This is a genomic window from Clostridium sp. (assembly GCF_029267215.1).
In the GTDB taxonomy this organism is placed as follows: Bacteria; Bacillota; Clostridia; order Clostridiales; family Clostridiaceae; genus Sarcina.
The window spans coordinates 26,777-47,168 of record NZ_JARIDH010000071.1; the positions used below are offsets into that span (position 1 = coordinate 26,777).

Consider the following 20,392-nt stretch of genomic DNA (forward strand, 5'->3'; position numbering starts at 1 on the left):
AAAATATATATTATTTATTTTAAGGTTATATAGCTTTTATTTGTTGATGATACATTTTAGTATTATGATTTATTTTATTAGTATTATGATTTATTTTAAGTTAATTAAATTTATTAGTTAAAAAAATAAAAAATAATGTTTCCAACAAAAATATATAAAAGTTTACAAAAAATAAAAAGATTTTTTGTTGAAAATAACTAATTTTACATATAAAATGAAAAATAAGATTTGTATAATTTAAACGTTTAAATTAATTTATTAGATTTAGGAGAAGGTTAAAATGAATATACTTGTAATAAATTGTGGTAGTTCATCACTAAAATATAAATTAATTAATATGGTTGATGAAAAGGATATCATAAGTGGTTTAGTTGAGAGAATTGGTCTTGATGAATCTAGATTAGTTCAAAAAAATCATATGGGAGAAAAATATATAACTGAAAAAAGAATAAATAATCATAAAGAGGCTATAGATTTAGTATTAAATACACTAACAGACTCAAAGGTTGGAGTTATTGAATCAACTGATGAAATAATGGCAGTGGGACATAGAGTAGTTCATGGAGGAGAAAAATATTCTTCATCAGTAGTAATAAATGAAGAGGTTTTGAATTATTTAAATGAATGTAGTAAATTAGCACCATTACATAATCCAGCTAATATAATTGGAATAAAGGCGTGTGAGAGTATTATGCCAAATAAGAAAATGGTAGCAGTATTTGATACAGCCTTTCATGGAACATTACCAGAAAAAGCTTACATATATGCTATAGATTATAATCTATATAAAGATCATAAAATTAGAAAATATGGTTTCCATGGAACTTCACATAAATATGTATCACAAAAAGTTTCAGAAGAAATGGGACAAGATATAAAAGATTTAAAAATAATAACATGCCATTTAGGTAATGGAGCTAGTATATCTGCCATTAAAGGGGGAGAGTGTATAGACACAACTATGGGATTTACTCCTTTAGCAGGTGTGCCAATGGGAACTAGGTCAGGAAATATAGATCCTTCTATAATACCATTTTTAGTTAAAGAATGTGGCTATACAATAGATGAAGTTTCAGAAAATTTAAATAAAAAATCAGGAGTTTTAGGAATTTCAGGAGTTAGTTCTGATTTTAGAGATATAGAATGTGCAGCTTTAGAGGGAAATAAGAGAGCACAATTAGCTTTAGATATATTCCATTATAGAATAAGAGCAGAAATAGGATCATTCATAATTAATATGGGAGGAGTAGATGCAATAGTATTTACCGCTGGTGTAGGAGAAAATTCTCCAGAAACTAGAGAGGAATGCTTAAAAGATTTAGAGTTTTTAGGCTTAACTTTAGATAAAGAGAAAAATAAAGTAAGAGGAAAACTTGCAGAAATATCAACAAGTGATTCAAAAATTAAAGCATATGTTGTACCAACAAATGAAGAACTTATGATTGCTAAAGAAACTTTAGAGTTAACAAAATAAATAAGTTTATATAAAAAGGGTATGTATAAAAATGATACATGCCCTTTTTCTTTTGTATATTAATTTTTAAACAAAGATTCTCTATATTTCAAAGGAGTTTGATTAGTAATTTTTTTGAATACAGTACAATAATAACTTTGATTTGCAAAACCAACTTGGTGAGCTATATCTAATAGTGACAAATCTAAATCTTTTAATAATTCTTTACTTTTTTCGATTTTATAGTTATTTAAAAAATTAATAAATGTTTGTCCAGTTTCATTTTTGAAAATATTACAAAAGTAAGTTTTATTAATTTTAAACTCTAAGCATAAAGAACTTATAGATATATCTTTATAGTAATTTTTTTCTATATATTCTATAGCACGAGCTACATAAGGAGAATATGAAGCATTAGAGTAATCCTTAAGTTTATCATCTATGATAATATTTAAAAGTTTATTGTAGTATTTTAAAGAAGGTTTATTCTTTAAAGCTATATTAGGGTATAACTCTGAATTATTTGAAGTATTTAAATTCTCTTTAAGGTATAAAGGCCCTATTATAAATATTAGATTTTTATCAAGTGAATTATAGTTTAGTAATGAGTAAAAAGAAATATTATTTTCAAAGGTAATTAATAAGCTGTCATTTTCTTCATGTTTTTTATAAGAACGAATAAATTTACTATTTAGATTAAGTTCATTAAATATGTAGTCGTAAAATGAAGAATAACCAACTTCACATAAAATATTCAAATTATTATCAACTACTCTTATAGGAATTTCAAAACAATTATAAAAATCTATAAGTGCTGATTTTAAAAATATCACAAAAAATCCTCCTTTATAAAACTAATATATTAAAAAAAATCAGAATATATAGAAAAACATTTTAAAAAATATATGATAATATAACTATATTAACATTGATGATAATTGTTTTCAATAGAAAATGAAAATCGTAAATAGGGGGGAGTAGCTTTGGCTAGAAAGAAAATTAATAAGATTTTAGGATATGCACTTGTTACATCTATGTTGTTAGGTGTTGGAACAGATACAGTATATGCTGCAAGTAATATAAATGATGTGAATAATGCTATTGTTAAAAATGAAGGTTTAAGGGAGGGAATATATGAGGTTAATAATATAACATCATATGCAGAACCAGGTAATAAAATTGGGGAAAATATGGCTAGAAATGCTATAAAAGAAAAAACAAGACTTAAAGTTGAAAATGGAAAAACAACTATGACTATTTATCTTAGTGATAATCTTTATGGATTCATGAAGGATTTCGAAGTTAGTATAGGAGATAAGCCTTTAAAAATAACAGAAAATAAGAATGATAAGTCAATTACTTTTGAAGTTCCATCACCTGATACTAAGGTCAAGGTTGGACTATTTATAACTGTAATGGGTAGAAAAGTAGAACTTTTCTTAGTTAATAACATGAATACATTGAAATTAATAGATGAGGCACCTGTTATTAATAATGCAAAGGATATTGTTATTACAGAAGGAGAAAATATAAATTTATTATCTGGTATTACTGGAACTGATAAAGAAGACTCCAATTTAAATGTAGAAGTTATAGGAGATACTTCATTTATTAAAAATGGTAAAGTTGTTAAAACTGGGGTTTATCAAATAAAATATAGAGTTAAAGACTCAATGGGACAGTTTGATGAAAAAACAGCAACAGTTACAGTGAAGAAGAAAGTAACTTTAGCTAATGGAAGCTATGATTTGAAAAACTCAGTTAAATATGTTGGAGAAGGTAATGCTGACACAGGAAATTCAATGGCTAGAAGAGTTTTAGCTGAAAACTCAAGAATAGATATAAATAATGGTAAGAACACAGTTACATTAACATTCAATAAAGAAATGTATAAATTTTTAAAAAATTTTGAAGTTAAAGTTGATGGTTCAAAGATTAATTCTGAGTTAAACGAAAAAAATAGAACATTAAAGTTTGATATTCCTGATTTAAATTCAAATATTAATATATCTATGTTAGTTAGTATGATGGGTAAGGTAGTTAGTTTTAATACTATTTTAGATTATGATACAGCTAAATTAATTGATAAAGAAAATAATGAAAATAATAATACAGATGGAACTAATGAAGAGAATAAATCTGATGGAAATAATGTAACAGATGGAAATAATGGTTCTGGTACAAATAATGAAACAGATGGAAATCATGAAACAAACGGAAATAGTGAAAGTGATAAAAACTCAGGTTCTAACGTAAATCATAGCGTAATAGTTAATGGAGATTCTTTAAAAAATGGTATTTATAATATAGAAAATGATGTTTTATATATTGGTGGTGGTAACCAAGAAATAGGAAACGATATGGCAAGAAAAGCTTTAGCTAAAGAAAGTAAAATCGAGGTTAAAGGTGGAAAGAAAATAGTTACATTGAAATTTAATGAGGAGCAATTTAACTTCTTTAAAGATTTTAGAATAACTGTAAATGGAAAATATGCGGTTGTAACACCAAATGAAGCTAAGAGAACAATGACATTTGAAATACCTAGTTTAGATTCTGAAATAATAGTTACTTCTTTTGTAACTGTTATGGGAAGAGACGTAAGTTTTAAAACTATGCTTAAAAAAGATACTTTAGAGCTTGTTAGTGAGGGTGCAAAATCAGATATAGATAAGATTGACACGGTTACTTCAATTAATAATAGTGGTAATAAGGAAGAAGTATCAACTTCTGAGAATAATAATGTTGGAAGTTCTACAAACAAAGAAGAACAAGTTAAAAAGGGAAAACTTTATACTATTGAAAATAAGGTGAAGCATCAAAGTAAAACTGGAACTGACATGGCTAGAAAATATTTAAATAAAGTTTCTGACCTTGAAGTTGTTGATGGAAAGAATTATTTAACACTTACATTTACAGGAGAAAAATTTATGAAAAATCATAAAGTAACTGTGAATGGAAAGAATGCTAATTATAGAGTTGTTTCTAAGAGTGGAGATTCAATTAAAGTAAGATTTGAAATACCTAATTTAGATGCCGATATAAAAGTAAGTTTACATGTAGTTCCTATGGGAAAAGATGTTGAATTTGGCGTAGAGCTTCTTAAAAATACAAAGAAATTTGTTAAGGATTTTACAGTTTCAAGTTTACCACAAACAGGTGGATTAGTAGGTGGTAATTCAGTTGCACTTCTTGGTATGGCACTTATTGGAGCATCTGCAGTAATAAGAAAAAAAGAAGATTAATAAGGGATTTTAGTTTGAGAGGACTTTTCCTCTCAAACTATTTTTAAGTAAATGGAGGGAAATTAAATGAAAAAATTAAAATCTATTTTTATAGTATTTTTAGGAGTAATACTTTCAACTATAGGGATTTTTGGAAGTACACAAGCTTTAGCAAGTGAGAAAATAGAAAGTGGAATATATGAAATAAAAAATGACGTTTATCATGATTCAGAAATAGGTATGTCTATGGCTAGAAGTTATCTAGATAAAACTATGCAGCTTAAAGTACTAGGAGATGAATATGAATATTTAATCGGATTTTCAGGGACTGAATACATGAGTAATTACAGAATATTAGTAGATGGCGAAGAAAGTAATGCAGAGGTTATAGAAGAAAATAAGGAAAATGGAACAATAAAACTTAAAGTTAAAGTTCCAAATAAAGATTCTAAAATGGATGCAAAAATTTATGTTGGACCAATGGAAAGAGATGTTCAATTTAAAGTTATTCCAAAGTTTGATACATTAACTCTTGTTGAAAAATTAGAGGACAAAAAGGAAGAAGTAAAAGAGGAAAAAAAAGAAAATGATAAAGTTGTAGATGTAGAAAAAGAGGATACAACTAATAAAGTAAGTGAGGAAAATTCAACAAGCTCTAGTAAAGAAAAAAGCAATATAGGAATCTATATTGGTGGAGGAATTGTAGTAGTTGCTTTAGTAGCTTGGTTATTAATAGTTAAAAGGAAGAAATAATATGAGAAATAAGATATCTAAATTAGTTTTCTTCATTGGATTAAGTTTAGTTTCTATAGTTCTTATAAGTAAGATTTACACAAATAGTATTGAAAATAAAGCGATTAATTCTTTAAAGGAAAAAATAGCTTCTTCAGATAAAGAAAAAGAATTATTTTTAAAAGAAGGTATTAAAGTAGGAGATGAAATTGCGTTAATTGATATAGATAAAATTGGTATACATTCCGTTGTTCTTGAGGGGAGTAGCCTTGATGTATTAGAACACAATATAGGTCATTTTGAAAATACTGCAATGCCAGGAGAATCAGGTAATTTTGGTATTGCAGGACATAGAAACAATATAAATAATGAAGTTTTTAGAGATATAAATAAATTGGAAATTGGAGATAAAATCAAAATTACTACTATTAAAGACTCGTTTGAATATGAGGTTAATAATATTTCAGTAATTTCACCACAAGAGGTTGAAGTTTTATCTCAAAATATTGAAAAAAAAGAGATGACTATAGTTACATGTACTAATAGAGGCAAAAAAAGACATATAGTTAGGGCTAAATTACTAAGTTAGTGGAGGGAAAAAATGTTTTTAAAAAAAGGTATTATAACTGGATTGCTTTGTATATTTGGATTAGGCATAGTTGGATGTTCAAATAATAATATAGAGTCAAAGGAAGTTAGTAATAGCAAAGCAAATGGAGAAGAAATAGTTGTTGCTACATCAGTTTCGGTAACAGAAATACTAGATAAATTAGGGGTAAAAATAAGTGGAGTACCAACAACTTCTTATGACCTGCCAGAAAGTACAAATGGAGCTGTGAAGGTTGGAAATCCAATGAATCCAGATTTAGAAATAATAAAATCTTTAAATCCAGATGTTGTCGTGTCTGTTGATACTTTAGGAGAAGATTTCAAAAAGTTATTTACAGATAATAATATACCGAGTGAATTTATTAATTTAACTACAGTAGAAGGATTAAAAACAAGTGTAAAAGATTTAGGTGATAGATTCAATAAAAGTGAAAAGGCTAATGAAATACTAAATGAGTTTAATAGTAAAGAAGAAAAATTTAAAAATTTATCTAAAGAAAATGAAACAAAGAATATTTTAGTAATATTCGCAGCACCAGGTAGTATGATGATTGCTACACCTTCATCATATATAGGGAATTTAGTTGAGATAGTTGGTGGAAATAACATTATTAAGGATGATAAATTACCTTTTGTTTCTTATAGTAATGAGGAAATTGTTAAATTAAATCCAGATATGGTGTTAGTTATGACTCATGGAATGCCAGAAGAAGCTAAAAAAATGGCTAAAGAAAAGTTTAAATCAGATCCAGCTTGGAGCAGAATTTCTGCAATAAAAGAAGGAAATGTACATTATTTAGAAAATGGATATTTTGGAATGAGTGCAAATTTAAAAGTTATAGAGGCTTTAGATAAGTTAGGTGAAATAATATATGGTCAAGAGCAATAGTTTAAAAAAAGTATATATAGGAATATCAATTATAGTTGTTTTAGCTTTAATGATAATTTCTTTAAAGTTAGGAAGTATAGAGATAACATTTAAAGATTTAATTTTAGGATTGTTTAGTGGAGAAACTAAAGGCAGTATTGGAATAATAAAAGATTTAAGAATGCCTAGAGTACTTATTGCTGCCTTGGTAGGAGGCAACCTTGCTCTTGCAGGGGTATTACTTCAATCAGTAATAAGAAATCCACTGGCAGATCCTCAAGTTACTGGTATATCTTCAGGAGCTTGTTTAGTATCTTTAATATTTATAATTTTTATACCGTCATCAGGAATAATGAGACCAATATTAGGTTTTGTTGGAGGACTTATATCTTGCGCTGCTGTTTATTTAATTTCTTATAAAAAAGGATTAGATACTATGAGAATTGTATTATCAGGTGCAGCAATAAATGCGTTGTTAGGAGGAATATCTCAAATTTTAACAATTGGAAGTGGTCCAAGTGCTGGAAATATACAATCTTGGATAAGTGGAAGTTTAGCGGCAACGTCATGGGAGGAAGTTAAAATATTAGCTTTATATTCTTTGGTTGGAATAGGGAGTGCATTAGTACTTGCTAAAGCTTGCAATGTAATTGTATTAGGTAATAAAAATGCAAAAAGTCTAGGATTTAATGCTGATTTATATATGATTTTAATTACTATTGTAGCTGTTTTTTTAGGGAGTGTATCAACTTCCATAGTTGGAATAATAGCTTTTGTTGGTTTAGTAGTTCCTCATATTTGTAGAATATTAATTGGTTCAGATCATAAGTATCTTATTCCTTTTTCAATATTTGTTGGAGGAGCCTTAGTTTTACTTGCAGATACTTTAGGAAGAATGTTAGTTAAACCATACGAAATACCAGCAGGTATAGTTATGGCAGTTATTGGAGCACCATTCTTTTTATACTTATTAAGAAGGAGTGATATGTAGATGATTAAAGGAAAAGAACTGTCATTCAATTATAGTGGAGAAAAAAATATCATTAATGATTTAAATATAGAAATAAAAGAGGGAGAAATAACAACAATAATAGGACCAAATGGATGTGGAAAATCTACATTACTAAGCCTTTTATGTGCCTTAAATAAATGTAAAAGTGGCCAAGTTTATTTGGAAAATGTAAAGATGAATAGTCTTAAATATAAAGATATAGCTAAGACTTTAGCAACTGTACATCAACAAAATAGTGTGCCTAAGGATATAAAGGTTGAAGAGCTAGTTAGTTACGGTAGATATCCTCATAAAAGTTATTTCAAGGGAAGTGATAATGAGGATAAGTCTATTGTAGAATGGGCATTAAATTCTACAGGTCTTATTAAATTAAAAGATAAGAGTGTTATGAATCTTTCAGGGGGGGAAAGACAAAGGGCATTTATATCAATGGCATTAGCTCAAAAACCAAGAATATTGTTTTTAGATGAGCCGACTACATACTTAGATATATTTCATCAAATAGAAATTTTAGAGATTGTAAAAAAATTAAACAAGGAAAGTGGATTAACAGTAGTTATGGTTTTACATGATATAAACCAAGCTATTAAATATAGTCATAATATTGTTGTTATGAAGGGTGGAAAAATAGTTAGAGAAGGTAAGTCAGACTTAATAATAGATAAGGACTTACTTAAAGAGGTTTATAGAGTTGATGGAATAATAAATAAATGTGAGGAAACTGGAGAGGTTTATTTTATTCCAAAGACTATTTGTTAGTTAGAATAAGAGAGGAGTGACTTATTATGATGATAGATAAAAGACTTTTGAATTTATGTAAAAAGTCTAAAAAATATATAGGATTAACAGTAGTTATGAATTGGATCTCTATAATATGTAATTTGATTACTATAGTGATTGTAGGATTCAGTATTGAAGAATTATTTATTAAAGGTAATATTCAAACTTTAGGAAATAAGATATTAATAGTTGGATTATTATTAGCATTAAGATTTGGAGTTAACTTACTTGGGGGATATTTTTCTTATAAATCTTCTGAGGAAGTAAAGATAAAACTTAGAGATATGATATATAAGAAGCTTTTAAGACTTGGACTTAGATATGATGAAGTTGATTCTACTTCTTCTATAGTGCAAATGTCTGTTGAAGGGGTTGAGGCTTTAGAAATTTATTTTAGTAAATATTTACCACAACTTATTTATTCAATTTTAGCTCCATTAACATTATTTTGTGCATTAGCATTTATATCTTTAAAGTCAGCTTTAATTTTTATTATATGCTTACCTTTAATACCAATATCAATAATTTTGATAATGAAAATAGCAAAGAAAATTTTAAAGGACTATTGGGGAAAATATTCAAATCTTGGGAATACATTTTTAGAAAATCTTCAAGGTCTTACTACATTAAAAGTATTTGATGTTGACAAAGAGAGACATGAAATGATGAATGAAGAGGCTGAAGGATTTAGAAAAATAACTATGAAGGTTTTAAGTATGCAGTTGAATTCAATAAATATTATGGATTTAATCGCTTTTGGAGGGGCTGCAGTTGGTAGTATTGTAGCATTACTTCAATTTAATGATGGAACTGTTTCTCTTGGAGGAATGATAGTTATACTTTTAATATCAGCAGAGTTCTTTATTCCGCTTAGATTATTAGGTTCATATTTCCATATAGCTATGAATGGAATGGCAGCTGCAGATAGAATATTTAATGTTTTAGAAGCAAAAGAAGAAGATTGTTTATCACAAAATAAAATTAAAGAAGTAAATGGAGTATCTCTTGAAAATGTGAGTTTTTCATATGATGGAAAAAGAGAAGTATTAAGTGATATTTCAATAAGTATAGATAAGGGAGAATATGTAGCAATTGTTGGTGAAAGTGGAAGTGGAAAGAGTACTATAGCCTCATTGATACTGAATAACTATAGGGCATCAAAGGGGTGTGTTAAGGTAAGTGGAATTGATGTTAACACAGTACCATTTGAAGATTTTTATAATAAGATATCAATAATATCAACAAATAGCTATATATTTAATGGAACTATAAAAGATAACTTGCTTATAGCTAAGAAAGATGCAACGTTAAATGAAATAAATTATGCATTAGAAAAAGCTAATCTTTTAGAGTTTGTAAACTCTAAAAAAGAAAAATTAGATTTAGAAGTTGGAGAAGGTGGATCAAAGCTTTCAGGAGGACAGAAACAAAGACTTGCTTTAGCAAGAACTATATTAGGAAATAGAGAAGTAATAATTTTTGATGAAGCTACTTCTAATATAGATGTTGAAAGTGAAAATATGATTTGGAAATCAATAGAGGAAATTTCAAAGGAAAAAACTGTAATAGTAATATCCCATAGATTAGCAAATGTTAAAAATGCAGATAAAATTTATTTGCTTGAGAGAGGAAAGCTAGTTGAAGAGGGCACACATGAAGAACTTATGGGTAAAAAGAATAAGTACTACGATATGGTTAACTATCAGAACGAACTAGAATTAGGGGGTGTAATTTAAATGAGAAAGTCAGGACTTTCAATAATGAAAAGACTAATAGTAGAATTAAAACCATTAGCTCCAGTTATGTTTATTACTGTGTTTATGGGAGTTTTAGGGTTTTTAGCAGCTATAGGAATAACTTTCTTTGGAAGTGTTGCTATAGCAACTTTAATAGACAATAGTATAAATTTTTCATTTAAATTAGCTCTTATTTTAATGATTGTACTTGGATTATTAAGAGGACCTTTAAGATATGGAGAACAATTAAGTGGACATTATATAGCATTTAAAATACTAGTTATCCTTAGAGATAAAATATTTACTGTGCTTAGAAAGCTTGCACCAGCAAAGTTAGAAGGTATGGAAAAAGGAAATTTAATATCCATGATAACTTCAGATATTGAACTTTTAGAAGTGTTTTATGCTCATACTATAGCACCTATAAGTATAGCTATAATAACCAACACAATAATGGCTTTAATATTATTGAGTATAAATATTAAAGTAGGATTAGTTGGAATTGTTGGATACTTACTTATTGGATTTGGAGTACCTTATATAAGTAGTAGCTTTGGTAAAGAAGCTGGTGTTAAATATAGAGCTGCTTTTGGAAAAACTAATTCTTATATATTGGACTCTCTTAGAGGAATAAAAGAAGTATTAATATTTAACAATGGAGAAGAAAGAAGTAAAAATATAAAGAATCTATCAGAAGACTTAAATGAGAAGCAAAAAAGAATTAAAATTCATGAAGGAATTATAAGAGCTTTTGCAGATTTGATAATAATGTTAACTATCCTTGTTGCTTTGTATGTATCATACATAGAAGTTTTAAATGGTAATATGACTATAGGTCAACTGGTTATAGCTGTTACATTAGTTTCATCTTCATTTGGTCCAGTGGTAGCATTAAGTAATCTTTCAAACAATCTTTTATTAACTTTTGCATCTGCTCAAAGGATATTTGATATTTTAGATGAGAAACCTTGTGTAGAGGAAGTGTTAGGAGAAGGAATGAAGGTTGAGAGTGATATAGACTATAAAAAAGTTTCATTTGGATATAAAAATGGAGAAAATATTTTAGAGAATATAGATATAAAGATAAACAAAGGAGATAAGATAGCTGTTGTAGGGGAAAGTGGAACTGGAAAAAGTACTTTTGTTAAGCTTCTTATGAGATTCTGGGATGTTACAAATGGAGAAATTAACTTAGGAAAAAATGATTTGAAAGATATTCAAACTAAGGAACTAAGAAAAAAGATGGCTCTTATGGGACAAGAAACAAGTTTGTTTAATATGAGTATTGAAGAAAACATTAAGATAGGAAAGCTAGATGCTACTTCAGAGGAAGTTAAGGAAGCTGCCCAAAAAGCAGGAATTCATGAGTTTATAGAAAGTCTAGATGAGGGATATAAAACTAATGTTGGAGAGCTTGGGGGAAATCTTTCATCAGGTGAAAAACAGAGAATTGGATTAGCTAGAGTATTCTTAAGAGAAAGTGATATTGTAATTTTAGATGAACCAACAAGTAATTTAGATACTTTAAATGAAGGGATAATATTAAAATCTATAAGAAAATATTTGAAAAACAAAACTGTAATATTAATAACTCATAGAAAATCTACAACTAAAGTATGTGAAAAAATATTTAGAATTGAAAAAGGTAATTTAATTGAGTTTGGAGATGTATAATATGAATTTAGTAAAAGGTATTTATGTAGTCTTAGGATTTCTTTCCTTAGGGTTAGGAATAATAGGTATAGTACTACCAATACTTCCTACAACACCATTTTTACTTTTAACAGGATTTTGTTTCGTAAAGGGGTCTGATAGGTTTGATAAGTGGTTCAAGGGTACAAAGATTTATAAAAATCATTTAGAAAGCTTTGAAAAGAATAGATCTATGACATTAAAAACAAAAATAAGCATATTAGCTACTGCTGATTTAATGTTATTATTTCCACTTATTTTATCAGATAGTTTACATTTAAAGATAGTTATAGTGGTACTTATGATATTTAAGTTTTATTACTTTATTTTTAGAATAAAGACAGTAAAAGTAGGTGATAGTTTTGAAGCGAATAGATAAAGAAAAAGAAATAATAACATTAATGATAAAGCTTTATTGCAAGAAAAAACATAATAATTCATCAAATGAAGTGTGTGATGAATGTAAAGAGCTTGAAGAATATGCTCATAAAAGATTAAGTTACTGTAAGTTTGGAAACGAGAAATCATCTTGTCAAAAGTGTCCTATACATTGTTATAAGAAGGATATGAGAGAAAAGGTAAAAGAGGTAATGAAATTTTCAGGACCTAGAATACTTATATATAATCCAAAAGAATATATAAGACATATATTTAAATAAGTTATAAAAGCTATGCAAATAAATTTATTTGCATAGCTTTTTAAATATGTTAAGGTATTAGTAAATAAGTTTAATAATAACATATTTTATCAAAATATATTATTAGAGTAATTAAATAAGGAGATAAAAGTTTTGAGTAACGTGAATGAAGATAGAATTATATGCAGATGTAAAAAGGTAACAGAAAAAACAATAATAGAGGCTATAAAAAATGGCGCAGATACATATGATAAAGTAAAAAAAGAAACAGGTGCTAATTCTTATGGGTGTCTTGCTTGTAGACTAGAGATTAAGAAGCTAATAGAAGAAAATAAATAATAAGATAAATCCCCTAATTTATCTTATTATTTATTTTAGTGTTTATTAAATGAATAGTTAAAATAATAAATAAACCTTTAAATAGACAACCTATATTAGATTATGTAAAGGTTGTAATGAAGTTGTAGTTTGTATATTAAAATTATGATTTGAAGAATGGGGGAATTAGAGATGAAACCAAATGTTGTTTTAATTATGGTTGATCAAATGAGAGGGGATTGTTTAGGGGTTAATGGTAATGAATTTATAGAAACTCCTAATCTTGATATGATGGCTACTTGTGGATATAATTTTGAAAATGCATATAGTGCTGTTCCAAGTTGTATCGCAGCTAGGGCCTCTGTATTAACAGGAATGAAGCCTAGAAGCCATGGAAGAGTTGGATATGAAGATGGAGTCACTTGGAACTATGAACATACTATTGCTAGTGAATTTTCAAAGGCAGGGTATCATACTCAATGTGTAGGTAAAATGCATGTTCATCCAGCTAGAAATTTATGTGGATTTAATAATATTTTATTACATGATGGTTATTTGCATTATCATAGACAAAGAAAGTATAATTCAAGAACTCAATTAGAACAGTGTGATGATTATATAAAATGGTTTAGAGATAAAAAGGGGCATAGTGTTGATTTAATTGATATTGGATTAGATTGTAATTCTTGGCTTTCTAGACCTTGGGGCTATGAGGAAGAGTTTCATCCAACAAACTGGGTTGTTAATGAATCCATAGATTTTTTAAGAAGAAAGGATCCAACAAAACCATTTTTCTTAAAAATGTCCTTTGTTAGACCACATTCACCATTAGATCCACCTAAGTATTATTTTGATATGTATAAAGATGAAAAATTACCGGAACCTTTAATGGGAGGGTGGGCTATTAAAACAGATGAATATAAAAGTGGTAAGGATGTAAATTGTTTTAAAGGAATAATAGGACACAAGGAATTAAAGCGAGCTAAGGCAGCATATTATGGATCAATTACTCATATAGATCATCAAATAGGTAGATTTTTAATAGCTTTAGACGAATATGAAGAGAGAAATAATACAATATTTTTATTTGTATCAGATCATGGAGATATGTTGGGAGATCATAATTGGTTTAGAAAATCTCTTCCTTATGAGGGTAGCACAAGAGTACCATTTTTTATATATGATCCAGAGAATATTTTAGAAGGGAAAAGAGGGCAAACTTTTAAAGAAATAGTAGAATTAAGAGATATTATGCCAACTCTTTTAGATATAGCTAATATTGATATTCCAAATACTGTTGAAGGATTAAATCTTAGAGAGTTAATTAATGGTGATAAGGATGAATGGAGAGAATATATTCATGGAGAACATTCCTTTGGATTAGATTCAAATCATTATATAGTAACAGAAAAAGATAAGTTTTTATGGTTTTCTCAAAGAGGGGAAGAACAATATTTTGATTTGGAAGAGGATCCAAATGAATTAGTAAATCTTATAAATGATGAAAAACATAAAGAAAGAATAGATTATTTAAGAAATATTTTAATTAAAGAATTAGATGGAAGAGAAGAGGGATACTCTGATTGGGAAAGGCTTTTAAAGGGAAATCCTGTTGCTTCCTTAAGCCATATAAAATAAAGCTTAATAAAAAAGGAGGAAAATAACTGGGGGAGCAGTTATTTTTCCCCTTTTTTTATGTCTTCTCAAGAAAGACATTGGAGTGTATTAAATTTATATTAATCATTATTAAGCAAATTTATTTAGTTTTTTTATTTAAAAACTAAATACAATTCACTATATATTTATTAATGTTTTCAAAGAAACATTATATAAATTTATGATAAAGTACTAATTAAACAATAAAATCTCCTAAGTGTTTCGTAAATGTAACATTTAGGAGATTTATATTATAACTTTGAATTTTTTATATCAGATAGTATTTTCATTATGTTTTTTCTGTCTTTAGCAGCTAAAAAGAAATTATATTTTTTATAAATTTTAAATTGGTTATTATTAAAATTTTTTGTTGAAATTGCCTTTGAAAACTTTGAAATATTATCTGCAACATAGTCTGATAATACAAAATCTATAAATTTTTTAGCAGCTTTTTCATGCTTTGAACCTTTTATTAAAGCTATGGAATCAACATTCCAACCTGCATTTTCAGGAACTATACTAACTATATTTGATAAAGATTTATCTTCAATATATTGGTCACTTAAAAAGTTTACTGTAAGTAAATATTCACCAGAAGAAACTCTTTGAATAGAGTTAAATCCGCTTACAGTAGTAGAAGCTACGTTATTATTTAATGCTTTCATAAATTTTATAAACTTTTCTTCTCCAAGCTCTTGATAAAGAGAAGCCATTAAGGTGTAACCGGTACCTGAGGTTTGAGGGTTTGGAATTATTATTTTGCCTTTAAATTTAGGATTTAATAACTCTTCTAAGGAGGTAGGATAGGAATTTGATTTACCAAATTCTTTATTCCACAAAGTTTTGTTTATTCCTATGGAAAGTGGAGTAATTTGAAAACCAGTCCAGTATCCTTTTAAATCTTTATATTCGTTTGGTATATTATTAGATGCAGGAGAAACATATTCTTCTAATGCACCATTCTTCTTTAAAATTTCATATCCATCGCATGTTCCACCTATAAAAACATCACCTTGAGGATTGTTTTTTGAGGCTAAAATTTTTTTTACTGCTTCTTCTGTGGGAAGTTTTATATATTCATAAGTGCATCCATATTTATTTTTAAAGTTTTCAAGAAGATATTTTCCTTCTTCTTCCCTTAAAGAGCCATAAACAACAATATGTTTCATATTTGCAGTGCTATTTATGGATTTTTCTTTTTTTAATGATGAAAAATAAAGAAGAGAAAAACTAATTAGAATTATTAAGGTAATAATTATTTTGTTACTTAAAAATTTTCTCATCTAAATTCCCCTTTAAATAAATATTTTTTCCGTTTTCATCACCAAGATATTGTATTACAACATAGTCTTTATAAACATCTATATAGAATGTGTTATTTGCAATAGCCTTTTGATTTTTAAATCTATAAACTGTTAAATGATGCTTTGGAAGCTCTCCTAAATCTGTTTTAAGAAAATCCTTATTATCAGTCATAATTCTTAAGGTTTTAAAACTCTTAAGAAGAAGTTCTTTTGATTCTTTTGAGAGAGGAGTTTGTACTCCAGAATTATTATTAATAATCAAGTTATCTGATTTTGATAATAGTGATTCAATGTTATTTACTGTATAAAAAGCATCTTTTAAATTATTTCTTAAAATATTTATAAGATAAGAATCATTAGAAAATATTTTATTATCTATTTTTAGTTCATTTGAAATTTCAAATGAATTTTTATCACTATTTAGATAATATATTTCACCAGAGATTGAGAATGTATTATCTAGTGATAAGGTTTTTTCCTCTATTATTTTAGCTGATTCTATTTTGTTGAAATATTTAAGAAGTTTATTTAACTCAGATTTATTTGAAATTGTAGCTATTCCTAAATACTTATTTTTAATAATTATTTTATCAGGGATTTTTATGTTTAAATAACCTTTGTTTTCCTTATAAGTTTTAACTATTGTAAGTGTATTGTAAATATTCTTAGAATAGTGTGTGTAAGCTATTCCTATGATTATTACAAAAAACAAATAAATTATTATAGTCTTTTTAAAGTCCTTACTCATAGATTTTGTCCTCCTTTTTTGAATCTTTTTGAATTAAAAAGGAGAGTGTGGCTTTAGTCCCAATATCTAAAGTACTTTCTATATTAAATTTATAATTTTGACTTTCCATTATATCTTTACAAATTTTAAGCCCAAGACCATTTCCTTTTTTACTTTTATATTCTTTTTGAATAAGAAAGCCTGTCCCATCATCTTTTATAATAACATCAATACTATTATTATGTTTTTCAGAATAAATAATTAAGGTTTCACAGCCACTGTATTTTATGGCATTATCTATTATGTTTATAAATACTTGTTTGGTTTTATTGTAATCACCGTAAATAAAGAAGGATTCATACTTTCTAATAACTTTAATATCATAATTATCAAGTTTTATTTTTAATATGGTTAAACATTCATCTATTAAAACTTTTATATCTATATAAGTATGCTCAATTTCAAAATTATCCTTATTATTTTTTGCAAGAAGAAGAATTTCTTCAACTAAAGTAAGAAGTCTTCGTCCCTCTTTTTCTATTAGTTTAGAGCTTTTATCAATACGTTCCTTATCTTTAAGTTTTGGTATTATTTCAGAAAAGCCTATTATTGCAGTTAAAGGAGTTTTAAACTCATGAGATACATTATCAAAAAAGTTTTTCTGACGAATTTTTGCTGATTTTATTTCATTTATATATTTATCTAAGTTAGTACTCATTAGGTTAAATGTATTTGCAAGGTCCTCAACTTCATCACCACTTTTTATGTGTAATTCTTCTTTAAAATTCCCTTCAGAAATATTTTTTGATTTTTGTTTAAGGATAATTAGAGGGCTAACTAATTCTTTAGCAAAAGTATTAATTAATAATATTGCTATTAATAAAGCTAAAACTCCACTTATTACAAAGATTGTAATAGTATTTTTTAATATTTTATAAGCTTCAGTATTTGTAAGTATAAGCCTTATAGCACCATATTGTTTTCCTTCATAGAATATTGGAGTAGATAAAAATACTGTTGGAATTCCATCAATTTTTTCAACTATGTAAGCTGTTTTCCCACTTAAAGCTTCATTTATATCTGATTCAAAGAGAGAAATTTCATTAGAAGAAGAGTCATAAATAATTTGAGAAGAATTACTTATGATTTGTATTCTAACATTGAATTTTTCACTAAGACCTGAAGCTATAAAGGGTGCGTTATCTTTAATAATATCCTCTTTATTAGGATTATTATTTGAAGAAAGTAAATTTAAAATATATGATTCTGTTGTCTTGCTTTTATCAAGTAAATATTCAATAGAATTATTTAATAAGTTCTTACTTAAGGCATTATATGTAATAATAAAAATAAAAAATATTATTGGCATTATAATAGCTAAGTTGGTTAAAATAATTTTTTGCTTTAAATTAAGATTTTTATTCATTGTCATCTAATTTATAACCAGCCCTATACAATGTTTTTATGTAATTTTGACAAGGTCCTAATTTTTTTCTAAGTCTTTGAATTAGTATATCAACAGCCCTTGTTGTACCTTCAAAATCATACCCCCAAACTTTATTTAAAAGCTCTTCCCTAGAAAAAACTTTATTTTTATTTTGGCAAAGACATTTTAAAACCTCAAATTCTTTAAATGTTAAGTTTACATACTCAGAATTAACCATTGCCTTTCTTTCATCTAGTAAAAGTGTTAAATCTCCAACTATTAAATCCTTTACTTTTTTCTTTGAAGAAGATGAAATATGTTTACTAACAATATTTATTCTTAAAAGTAATTCTGTGCTATTAAAAGGTTTAGTTATATAATCTTCAGCACCTAGTTGAAGTCCTAAAAGTTTATCATTAATATCACTTTTAGCAGTTAACATTATTATTGGTATATCATCTATATTTTTAATTTTAGGTATTAAATTAAAGCCACTTATATCAGGAAGCATTGCATCAAGAATTATTATATCTGGTTTTTCTTTAATAACTAATTCTAAAGCATCTAGTGCGTTTTCAGCAGTAATAGGAGTGTGCCCTTCTATTTCTAAATTCATCTTTATAAGTTGCAATATACTTACTTCATCATCTACAACTAGAATTTTCATTTGTAATCCTCCTTTTTTAATTGTTTTTTAAAGAGAGTTTTTTAGTGAGAATTTAATTAATCACATAATTTTAATTTTAACATAAAACCTAAGATCTTAATTACTTTATTAGAATAATCTGAAATAAAAAAATATTAATAAATATTTTTAGAAAATAAAAATGTTTTATTGATTAAAAATATAAAAATTTTTTATTAAGATTATAAAATTTGAAAAAAAATGAAAAAAAGAATATAATTGGAATTGATATAAAAATAAGGGGGCTGGGGGAATGTTATCTTATAAATTTTTATTTGATCTTGCAGTTATTTTGATGAGTACTAAGTTATTTGGACTTATAACGAAGAAGATTCAAATGCCACAGGTTGTTGGAGCATTACTTGCAGGAATTATATTAGGACCTGCTGTACTTAATGTTTTATCAGAAACTGAATTTATAAAACAGCTTGCAGAATTAGGTGTTATAGTTTTAATGTTTACAGCAGGATTAGAAACTGATGTTAATCAATTAAAGAAAACAGGAAAATCATCTTTTATTATTGCTATGTTTGGTGTTTTGATTCCTTTAATAGGAGGATTTTTAATTGCAAATATTTTTAATAAGGGGAATGATATAAATGCCATTTTACAAAATGTATTTTTAGGAATAATATTGACGGCAACATCTGTAAGTATTACTGTTGAGACTTTAAAAGAAATGGGTAAATTAAGCACAAAAGCAGGAAATGCAATATTAGGTGCAGCCATAATAGATGATATTTTAGGCATAATTGCTTTAACAATTACAACTAGCTTGGCAGATCCATCAATAAATGTTTTACTTGTTTTAACTAAAATTATAATATTTTTTATTTTTTCAGCTATATGTGGATATTTATTTAAATGGACTTTTGTTAAGATGGATGAAAGATATAAGAGAAATCTAAGAAGATTTGTTATTGTAGCTTTTGTATTTTGTTTATTATTATCATTTATAGCAGAAGAATTTTTTGGAGTTGCAGATATAACAGGGGCATTTATTTCAGGTCTTGTAATTTCTGACTCAAATAGAGTGAAATATTTAAAATCTAGATTTGAAACACTTTCTTATATTCTTTTATCTCCTATATTTTTTGCTAGTATAGGGATAAGAGTAAAATTAACAGCTATGACAAGTGAAATTTTAATTTTTACAGTTTTATTATTAGTAATAGCTATTTTAAGTAAGATTTTAGGCTGTGGACTAGGTGCAAAGTTATGTAAATATAGTAATGCAGAAGCATATCAAATAGGTGTTGGCATGGTATCTAGAGGTGAAGTTGCCTTAATTGTTGCAAATAAGGGAATAGCAATGGGGCTTATGGTGCCAGAATTTTTAGGACCTATTGTAATAGTTGTAGTAATTACAACTATAATTACTCCAATATTATTAAAAATAGCATTTAAAGAAAAGAGAAAGCTAGTAAGTGTATAGAGAGCATATTTTATAGAGAAATTTAAAGTATAATTTTAAATTTATATTTTTATATGATAAATATAAATAGTATTAAAAAGAAGAAATTAATATTATTTAT

At 26.8% G+C, this 20,392-nt stretch carries 19 protein-coding genes; 14 read left to right on the forward strand and 5 right to left on the reverse strand.

Annotated elements, in window-relative coordinates:
* The first annotated feature begins 280 nt into the window (after positions 1–280).
* Positions 281–1,474, forward strand: coding sequence for an acetate kinase (locus tag Q1K13_RS11675; protein WP_300351081.1), 1,194 nt, complete (start codon positions 281–283; stop codon positions 1,472–1,474).
* A 59-nt stretch (positions 1,475–1,533) separates the two neighbouring features.
* Here Q1K13_RS11675 and Q1K13_RS11680 read toward each other — a convergent pair whose 3' ends face one another.
* On the reverse strand, positions 1,534–2,286 hold the full coding sequence (locus Q1K13_RS11680; RefSeq protein ID WP_300351083.1) for a helix-turn-helix transcriptional regulator: 753 nt from the start codon (positions 2,284–2,286) through the stop codon (positions 1,534–1,536).
* A 150-nt stretch (positions 2,287–2,436) separates the two neighbouring features.
* Here Q1K13_RS11680 and Q1K13_RS11685 point away from each other — a divergent pair, with 150 nt between their 5' ends.
* From Q1K13_RS11685 to Q1K13_RS11740, 12 genes are all read left to right on the forward strand, one after another.
* Positions 2,437–4,695, forward strand: coding sequence for an NEAT domain-containing protein (locus Q1K13_RS11685; protein ID WP_300351085.1), 2,259 nt, complete (start codon positions 2,437–2,439; stop codon positions 4,693–4,695).
* A gap of 66 nt (positions 4,696–4,761) precedes the next feature.
* Positions 4,762–5,427: an NEAT domain-containing protein gene (locus tag Q1K13_RS11690; RefSeq protein WP_300351088.1), complete on the forward strand. Its 666-nt coding sequence runs from the start codon at positions 4,762–4,764 to the stop codon at positions 5,425–5,427.
* A gap of 1 nt (position 5,428) precedes the next feature.
* Positions 5,429–5,995, forward strand: coding sequence for a class D sortase (locus Q1K13_RS11695; protein ID WP_300351091.1), 567 nt, complete (start codon positions 5,429–5,431; stop codon positions 5,993–5,995).
* 12 nt (positions 5,996–6,007) lie between these two features.
* The gene (gene isdE / locus Q1K13_RS11700) at positions 6,008–6,904 is read left to right on the forward strand and encodes a heme ABC transporter substrate-binding protein IsdE (RefSeq protein ID WP_300351093.1); all 897 of its coding nucleotides are present in this window, start codon (positions 6,008–6,010) and stop codon (positions 6,902–6,904) included.
* Positions 6,888–7,874 (forward strand): FecCD family ABC transporter permease, encoded by a 987-nt coding sequence (locus tag Q1K13_RS11705; protein WP_300351096.1) that lies wholly within the window; start codon positions 6,888–6,890, stop codon positions 7,872–7,874. The genes isdE and Q1K13_RS11705 overlap by 17 nt, the downstream gene beginning before the upstream one ends.
* Positions 7,875–8,654 carry an ABC transporter ATP-binding protein gene (locus Q1K13_RS11710; RefSeq protein WP_300351099.1) on the forward strand — a complete coding sequence of 260 codons (780 nt, stop codon included), beginning with the start codon at positions 7,875–7,877 and terminating at the stop codon, positions 8,652–8,654.
* 29 nt (positions 8,655–8,683) lie between these two features.
* Positions 8,684–10,411, forward strand: coding sequence for an ABC transporter ATP-binding protein/permease (locus Q1K13_RS11715; protein WP_300351183.1), 1,728 nt, complete (start codon positions 8,684–8,686; stop codon positions 10,409–10,411).
* Complete coding sequence (locus Q1K13_RS11720; RefSeq protein ID WP_300351102.1) at positions 10,412–12,085, forward strand: ABC transporter ATP-binding protein; 1,674 nt, start codon at positions 10,412–10,414, stop codon at positions 12,083–12,085.
* Position 12,086: 1 nt separating this feature from the next.
* On the forward strand, positions 12,087–12,482 hold the full coding sequence (locus tag Q1K13_RS11725; protein WP_300351105.1) for a YbaN family protein: 396 nt from the start codon (positions 12,087–12,089) through the stop codon (positions 12,480–12,482).
* On the forward strand, positions 12,466–12,762 hold the full coding sequence (locus Q1K13_RS11730; protein WP_300351107.1) for a nitrous oxide-stimulated promoter family protein: 297 nt from the start codon (positions 12,466–12,468) through the stop codon (positions 12,760–12,762). Before Q1K13_RS11725 ends, Q1K13_RS11730 begins: the two co-directional genes overlap by 17 nt.
* Positions 12,763–12,894: 132 nt before the next feature.
* Complete coding sequence (locus tag Q1K13_RS11735; protein ID WP_366522631.1) at positions 12,895–13,080, forward strand: (2Fe-2S)-binding protein; 186 nt, start codon at positions 12,895–12,897, stop codon at positions 13,078–13,080.
* Between the two features lie 171 nt (positions 13,081–13,251).
* Entirely contained in the window at positions 13,252–14,697 is a 1,446-nt protein-coding gene (locus Q1K13_RS11740) for an arylsulfatase (RefSeq protein WP_300351110.1), read from the forward strand.
* Between the two features lie 269 nt (positions 14,698–14,966).
* On the opposite strand, the gene Q1K13_RS11745 is transcribed toward Q1K13_RS11740, so the two are convergent.
* The 4 genes from Q1K13_RS11745 to Q1K13_RS11760 are packed head-to-tail and all read right to left on the reverse strand — an operon-like array spanning position 14,967 to position 18,839.
* On the reverse strand, positions 14,967–15,998 hold the full coding sequence (locus Q1K13_RS11745; protein WP_300351114.1) for an ABC transporter substrate-binding protein: 1,032 nt from the start codon (positions 15,996–15,998) through the stop codon (positions 14,967–14,969).
* Positions 15,979–16,767, reverse strand: a complete 789-nt coding sequence (locus Q1K13_RS11750; RefSeq protein WP_300351116.1) for a DUF3919 family protein — start codon at positions 16,765–16,767, stop codon at positions 15,979–15,981. Before Q1K13_RS11750 ends, Q1K13_RS11745 begins: the two co-directional genes overlap by 20 nt.
* Positions 16,760–18,172: a sensor histidine kinase gene (locus Q1K13_RS11755; RefSeq protein WP_498038048.1), complete on the reverse strand. Its 1,413-nt coding sequence runs from the start codon at positions 18,170–18,172 to the stop codon at positions 16,760–16,762. The genes Q1K13_RS11750 and Q1K13_RS11755 overlap by 8 nt, the downstream gene beginning before the upstream one ends.
* Positions 18,165–18,839 (reverse strand): response regulator transcription factor, encoded by a 675-nt coding sequence (locus tag Q1K13_RS11760; RefSeq protein WP_300351122.1) that lies wholly within the window; start codon positions 18,837–18,839, stop codon positions 18,165–18,167. Before Q1K13_RS11760 ends, Q1K13_RS11755 begins: the two co-directional genes overlap by 8 nt.
* 271 nt (positions 18,840–19,110) lie before the next feature.
* Between Q1K13_RS11760 and Q1K13_RS11765 the strand changes: the two genes are divergently transcribed.
* Positions 19,111–20,292 (forward strand): cation:proton antiporter, encoded by a 1,182-nt coding sequence (locus Q1K13_RS11765; protein WP_300351124.1) that lies wholly within the window; start codon positions 19,111–19,113, stop codon positions 20,290–20,292.
* The last annotated feature ends 100 nt before the right edge of the window (positions 20,293–20,392 follow it).

Excerpts from the sequence above, each read along its gene's own strand:
- Q1K13_RS11760 (WP_300351122.1), bottom strand. The coding sequence starts at position 18,839 with ATGAAAATTCTAGTTGTAGATGATGAAGTAAGTATATTGCAACTTATA.
- Q1K13_RS11740 (WP_300351110.1), top strand. The coding sequence starts at position 13,252 with ATGAAACCAAATGTTGTTTTAATTATGGTTGATCAAATGAGAGGGGAT.
- Q1K13_RS11675 (WP_300351081.1), top strand. The coding sequence starts at position 281 with ATGAATATACTTGTAATAAATTGTGGTAGTTCATCACTAAAATATAAA.
- Q1K13_RS11725 (WP_300351105.1), top strand. The coding sequence starts at position 12,087 with ATGAATTTAGTAAAAGGTATTTATGTAGTCTTAGGATTTCTTTCCTTA.
- Q1K13_RS11765 (WP_300351124.1), top strand. The coding sequence starts at position 19,111 with ATGTTATCTTATAAATTTTTATTTGATCTTGCAGTTATTTTGATGAGT.
- Q1K13_RS11745 (WP_300351114.1), bottom strand. The coding sequence starts at position 15,998 with ATGAGAAAATTTTTAAGTAACAAAATAATTATTACCTTAATAATTCTA.
- Q1K13_RS11695 (WP_300351091.1), top strand. The coding sequence starts at position 5,429 with ATGAGAAATAAGATATCTAAATTAGTTTTCTTCATTGGATTAAGTTTA.
- Q1K13_RS11715 (WP_300351183.1), top strand. The coding sequence starts at position 8,684 with ATGATAGATAAAAGACTTTTGAATTTATGTAAAAAGTCTAAAAAATAT.
- Q1K13_RS11720 (WP_300351102.1), top strand. The coding sequence starts at position 10,412 with ATGAGAAAGTCAGGACTTTCAATAATGAAAAGACTAATAGTAGAATTA.
- Q1K13_RS11755 (WP_498038048.1), bottom strand. The coding sequence starts at position 18,172 with ATGAATAAAAATCTTAATTTAAAGCAAAAAATTATTTTAACCAACTTA.
- Q1K13_RS11750 (WP_300351116.1), bottom strand. The coding sequence starts at position 16,767 with ATGAGTAAGGACTTTAAAAAGACTATAATAATTTATTTGTTTTTTGTA.
- Q1K13_RS11705 (WP_300351096.1), top strand. The coding sequence starts at position 6,888 with ATGGTCAAGAGCAATAGTTTAAAAAAAGTATATATAGGAATATCAATT.
- isdE (WP_300351093.1), top strand. The coding sequence starts at position 6,008 with ATGTTTTTAAAAAAAGGTATTATAACTGGATTGCTTTGTATATTTGGA.
- Q1K13_RS11710 (WP_300351099.1), top strand. The coding sequence starts at position 7,875 with ATGATTAAAGGAAAAGAACTGTCATTCAATTATAGTGGAGAAAAAAAT.
- Q1K13_RS11690 (WP_300351088.1), top strand. The coding sequence starts at position 4,762 with ATGAAAAAATTAAAATCTATTTTTATAGTATTTTTAGGAGTAATACTT.